The organism is Streptomyces sp. NPDC001380, from assembly GCF_042895785.1.
GTDB lineage: Bacteria > Actinomycetota > Actinomycetes > Streptomycetales > Streptomycetaceae > Peterkaempfera.
Genome location: NZ_JBIAWP010000025.1, coordinates 1 through 4,685, shown reverse-complemented (window position 1 = coordinate 4,685; position 4,685 = coordinate 1). Strand labels below are relative to the sequence as shown.

The window sequence follows — 4,685 nt, the reverse complement described above, 5'->3', positions numbered from 1 at the left end:
TCCGGACGCCGACCCGGGCGGCGGGTCCCGCCCGCCGCCCGGGTCGGCGTCCGGAGCGGCCGCAGGGGGACGGGGGCACCGTCCCACCGCGGCCGGGAACGTCGCGGTGGGACGGGGAGGCGGAACCGCCGGGCGGGGCGGGCGGGCCGGTGCACGCCGTGCGGTCCGGCTGTCCGGCTGTCCGGCTGTCCGGCTGTCCGGCTGTCCGGCTGTCCGGCTGTCCGGCGAACGATGTCGCAGGGGCGGCAGGGCCGACGGGAACGCGGGGGACGGCGTGACGCCCCCGCCTCCCGGGCCGCCGGGCGGGGCGGGGCGGCCGCACCGCTGCCCGTCGCAGCGCGCGGGCCGGTGCACGGCGTGCGGGCCCCGCCCTCGGGGTGGAGCGAGGGGCCGCGGCACCGGGACCCGCCGCTACGGGGGGAACGGCGGGCCCCGGGCCGACCCGTACGGCGTCCCCCGCACGGGTCGCGGCGGACCGTGGACCCTTCGGCACGGTCCGCCTCCCGCACGGCGCGCCCGTCGGCCATGGACAGGGCCTGGACGGGAGGCCACAGGTGCGGACACGTCCATTGTCGGGCAGCCGTCCCGCGGTTCCCGCGCTCCCGAGCGCCGAGGGCACGGTCTCTGCCCTCACGGGCGGACTCCGGCCCTCCCGTGAACCGGAGGGCGCATCGGCGGCCGTACCGGCGGCGGACGGCGGCACCTTCGGGCCGGGTCCTCGGCCGTTCGGGGCAGCTTCCGGAGGCCGGGGCACCGCCGAACGGGCGCCCTCGGCCGTGCGCCCTCGGGACGCCTTCAGCCGGACGCCGGCAAGGCCCCTCCCGCCGGCCCGGAGGACTCCGCCAGCCAGGGCCGGACCGTGCGCCGGGCGGCGTGCAGCCGGGACTTGACGGTCCCCAGGGGCAGCCCCGTCCGGTCGGCGACCTCGGCGTAGTCCATCTGGCACACGTCGCGGTAGACCAGCGGCGCGACGAGGTGCGGGCTCTGGCGCTCCAGGCGCTCCAGGGCCTCCAGCAGGTCGATGCGGGAGCCCGCGACGACGCTGGTGGTGCGGGGGTCGGGCCGGTGGAGCTCCTCGCCGTCCAGGGGCGTCTCGGACGCGCGGCGCCTCAGGTCCCGGTACTTCTGCCGGGCGCAGTTGGCGACGACGGTGTAGAGCCAGGTGCTGAACAGGCTGCGCCCCTCGAACGACCGGATCCCGCGGGCCACCTGGATCAGGACGTCCTGGGCCGCCTCCTCGGCGTCCTCCCGGCAGGGCAGGAAGCGGCCGCAGCGGCGCAGGGCCTCGGGCCGTATCCGCTCCAGCAGGGCGTCGAGGGCGGCCGCGTCGCCGGCGGCAGCCCTCGCGGCGAGCGACTCCGTCTCGGGATCGGCGGGCACGGGCGGGCTCCTCTCCCCTTCCTCGGCTGGGGCATCATGGTCCCATGCTCCCAGTCCGGCAGATCGGCAGGTACCGCCTGGACGGGCGTCTGGGCTCGGGGGCCTTCGCCACCGTGTGGCTCGCGCACGACGACGCCCTCGACGCCCGGGTGGCGGTCAAGGTCATGGCCGACAACTGGGCCCACCGGATGGACTTCCGGGAGCGCTTCCTGGCCGAGGCCCGCTTCCTGCGCCGCGTCTCGTCGGACTCCGTGGTCCGGGTGTTCGACGTGGGCGAGCTCCCCGACCGGCGCCCGTACTTCGTCATGGAGTACACCGACCGGGGAACGCTGGAGGACCGGATCACCCCCGGCCCCCTGCCCGTCGCGGAGGCGCTGGGGATGGCGGCCGGGGCCGCGCGCGGGGTCGCCGACCTCCACCGGGCGGGCATCCTCCACCGGGACGTCAAGCCCTCCAACGTCCTGGTCGCGAGCACGCCCGGCGGCGGGGAGCGGATCCTGGTGGCCGACCTGGGCCTGGCCAAGAGCCTGGCGCACGCGTCGGGCCTCACCCAGGCCGTCGGCTCCCCCGGCTACACGGCCCCCGAGCAGGCCCGCCCCGAGGGCGGCATCGACGAGCGGGCCGACGTGTACGGCCTCGGCGCACTGCTGTACCACCTGGTGACCGGGGCGGTGCCGGGGCCGCCGGGGCAGGTGGTCCCCCCGCGCAGGCTGCGCCCGGACCTGCCCCGCGGCGTCGAGCGCGCGGTCCTGCGCGCCCTGGAGCCCGACCGCGGGCGGCGCTGGCCGACCGCCGACGGCTTCGCCCGGGAGGTGGGACGGCTGGTCGCGGAGGCCTGCGGGGAGCGGTCCGCACCGCGCCCCCGCGCGCGCCGCGGGCGGCTCCTCGCCGCGGGTGCCGCCGTGACGCTGGCGGCCTCGGGGGGCGCCGTGGCCACGGCGCGGTCCCTCCCGGACACCCGGCACGCGCCGGCCCTGGCGGGCGTGGGCGACGCCACGGGACGGATCCGGCTGGAGCTGCCCGCGCGGTGGGCCCGCGAGACGGTCGGCTCGGGGTGGGCGCCCCGGGCACTGGGGCTGGACGAGGACGCCGAGCCGGGCCTCACCGTCGCCACCGACCTCGGGAGCTGGCCCGACCTGCGGTCGGGGGCCGCGGGCGTGTTCGTCGGCCTCAGCGAGAAGGACGCGCTGCCCGCCGCGGTGGACCGGCTGGCGCACCCGGGCTGCGTCCCGGCCGGCAGCCGCCCGTACCGGGGCGCGGTGTGGGAGGGGCGCATCCGGACGTGGACGGGCTGCGGGGGCGGCCCGGTCGAGGAGATCACCCTGGCGCGGCGGGACGGCGGCGCCTCCCCGCTCGTCTACGTGCAGATCCGGCGGGACGGCGGTCCGGACGCGACCGGCCGGATCCTGGAGGGCCTCCGGGTCGCCGGCTCCTCCTGAGCCCTCGCGAACCTTTCCGCGGCGGGCCCCGTCCCACCGGGTGGCGGACACGTGACGGGACCGGCGGTCCCACCGGGCGGCCGTCCCACGGGGCGGCGGTCCCCGCGGACGACGGGCGCGTCCGGCCGGCGACCCCGCCGACGACCCCGCACCTCCGGCAGGAGGACGGGCACGGACCAGGAAGGCACAAGGCACCATGGAGCACCAGGAGCACACGGCCGGCGGACGGGGCGCGGAGGCCGGCGGCCGCCGGCGGAGGGGGACGGCGCTGCGGAGGGGCACGGCGCTGCGGAGAGGCGCCGCGTGCGGCGGTGCGGCCGCCCTCCTGGCGGCCCTGGCCGGCTGCACCGGCGGCACCGGCACGGAGGCGTCCGCCCCGCGCACCCTCCCCGGCTCCGCGGCGCCCGCGGGGGTGGGCACGGGCACGGCCGGACCGGCCGGTACGCCGTCGGGCGCACCGTCGGGCACGCCGTCGGACGCCCCGTCGGTCCGGGGGTCCGCCCGGCCCGGGGAGGGCCGGGCCTCGGCCTCCGCCTCGGCCGGCGGACCGTCCGCCGCGTCCACGGCACCGGGCGCGTCCCCGGCCGCGTCCGCGTCCACGGGGGACGGGCGCTGCCGCACGCAGGACCTCAGGGCGTCCGTCACGCCCGGCAGCCCGGGGGCCGGCCAGGAGAACTTCGCCCTGGTGCTGACCAACGCCTCGGGGCGGACCTGCACGGTCCGCGGCTTCCCCGGCGCGGCGTTCGTGGACGGCGCCGGAGAGCAGGTGGCACCGGATCCCGAGCGCGCGGCGGGAACCACGCCGGTGACCGTCCGGCTGCGGCCCGGGCAGAGCGCCTGGGCGCCCATGACGTTCGCGAACCCGGCCCTCACGGGGGTCACCACCGTGGTGCCCGCGGCCGTGCACGTCACCCCGCCCGACGAGACCGCCCCCCTCACGGCGCGGTGGCCGGGAGGAGCGGTGTCCAACACCGGCAAGGCCTCGGTGCCTCGGCTCGGCGTCCTGCAGCCCGGCACGGGAGCCTGAGCCCGCGCCCGCCGCGCGGGTCACGGTGCCGGGACCCGCGCGGCGGGCGACGGTGAGCGGTGGGCAGGGGGGCGGGGGACGGCCCGCGGACACCGCGGCCCCGGCCGCGGGCGCGGGGTGCGCCTGCGGTCCGGGGCCGTCCGCCGCCCGGTGTGCGGGGGCCGTGCGGCGGGCCGGGGGGTCAGAGGGCGGGGGCTGCCGGGAGGTCGAGCTCGGTGGCGGCCCAGTGGTTGAAGTGGTTGGTGTAGAGGTTGATCGCGATGTGGACGTGGAGCTCGGCGAGCTGCTCGTCGGTCCAGCCCGCGGCCCGGGCGGCCTCCCAGGCGGCGTCGTCGACGACGCCGACCTTGGCGGCGGCCTGGCGGGCCACGGCCAGGAGGGCGCCGAGGCGCGGGTCGAACGCGGTGTCGCCGCGCCGGATGGCGACGGTCTCCTCGCGGGTGAGGCCGGCCTGGGTGCCGCCGGCGGTGTGGGCGGCCTGGCAGTAGTCGCAGGCGTTCTCCGCGGCGACGGCCAGGGCGATGGCCTCCTGGGTGCGGCCGTCCAGGGTGCCGTGCTCGGCGATCGCGGAGCGCAGGCCGAGGTAGCCGTGCAGGACGGCGGGCGAGGCCGCCATGTGGCCGAAGATGTTGAGGAGCCTGCCGTTGGGGAACGCCAGCCCGGCGAGGGCCTCGCGGCCGGCCTCGGGGGCGTCCTGGACGGTGTGGCGGGCGATGCGGGACATGCGGTGTCCTTCCGAGGTCGGGGCCGGGCCGGGGGTCAGCGGGTGGTGGCGTGGGCGGCCTGCTCGATGAGGCGGGTGACGGCGCCGGGGTGGGAGACGGTCACGGCGTGGGAGG

General features: G+C 79.5%; 4 protein-coding genes. 2 read left to right on the top strand and 2 right to left on the bottom strand.

The window, feature by feature from the left end:
* Nucleotides 1–795 precede the first annotated feature (795 nt).
* Complete coding sequence (locus ACFY07_RS24555; protein ID WP_390871676.1) at nucleotides 796–1,380, bottom strand: RNA polymerase sigma factor; 585 nt, start codon at nucleotides 1,378–1,380, stop codon at nucleotides 796–798.
* A gap of 44 nt (nucleotides 1,381–1,424) precedes the next feature.
* Here ACFY07_RS24555 and ACFY07_RS24550 point away from each other — a divergent pair, with 44 nt between their 5' ends.
* The gene (locus ACFY07_RS24550; RefSeq protein ID WP_390871675.1) at nucleotides 1,425–2,819 is read left to right on the top strand and encodes a serine/threonine-protein kinase; all 1,395 of its coding nucleotides are present in this window, start codon (nucleotides 1,425–1,427) and stop codon (nucleotides 2,817–2,819) included.
* A gap of 196 nt (nucleotides 2,820–3,015) precedes the next feature.
* Nucleotides 3,016–3,846, top strand: coding sequence for a DUF4232 domain-containing protein (locus ACFY07_RS24545; RefSeq protein WP_390871674.1), 831 nt, complete (start codon nucleotides 3,016–3,018; stop codon nucleotides 3,844–3,846).
* Nucleotides 3,847–4,027: 181 nt separating this feature from the next.
* Here the strand turns inward: ACFY07_RS24545 and ACFY07_RS24540 are convergent, their stop codons facing one another.
* The gene (locus ACFY07_RS24540; RefSeq protein WP_390871673.1) at nucleotides 4,028–4,570 is read right to left on the bottom strand and encodes a carboxymuconolactone decarboxylase family protein; all 543 of its coding nucleotides are present in this window, start codon (nucleotides 4,568–4,570) and stop codon (nucleotides 4,028–4,030) included.
* Nucleotides 4,571–4,685 lie beyond the last annotated feature (115 nt).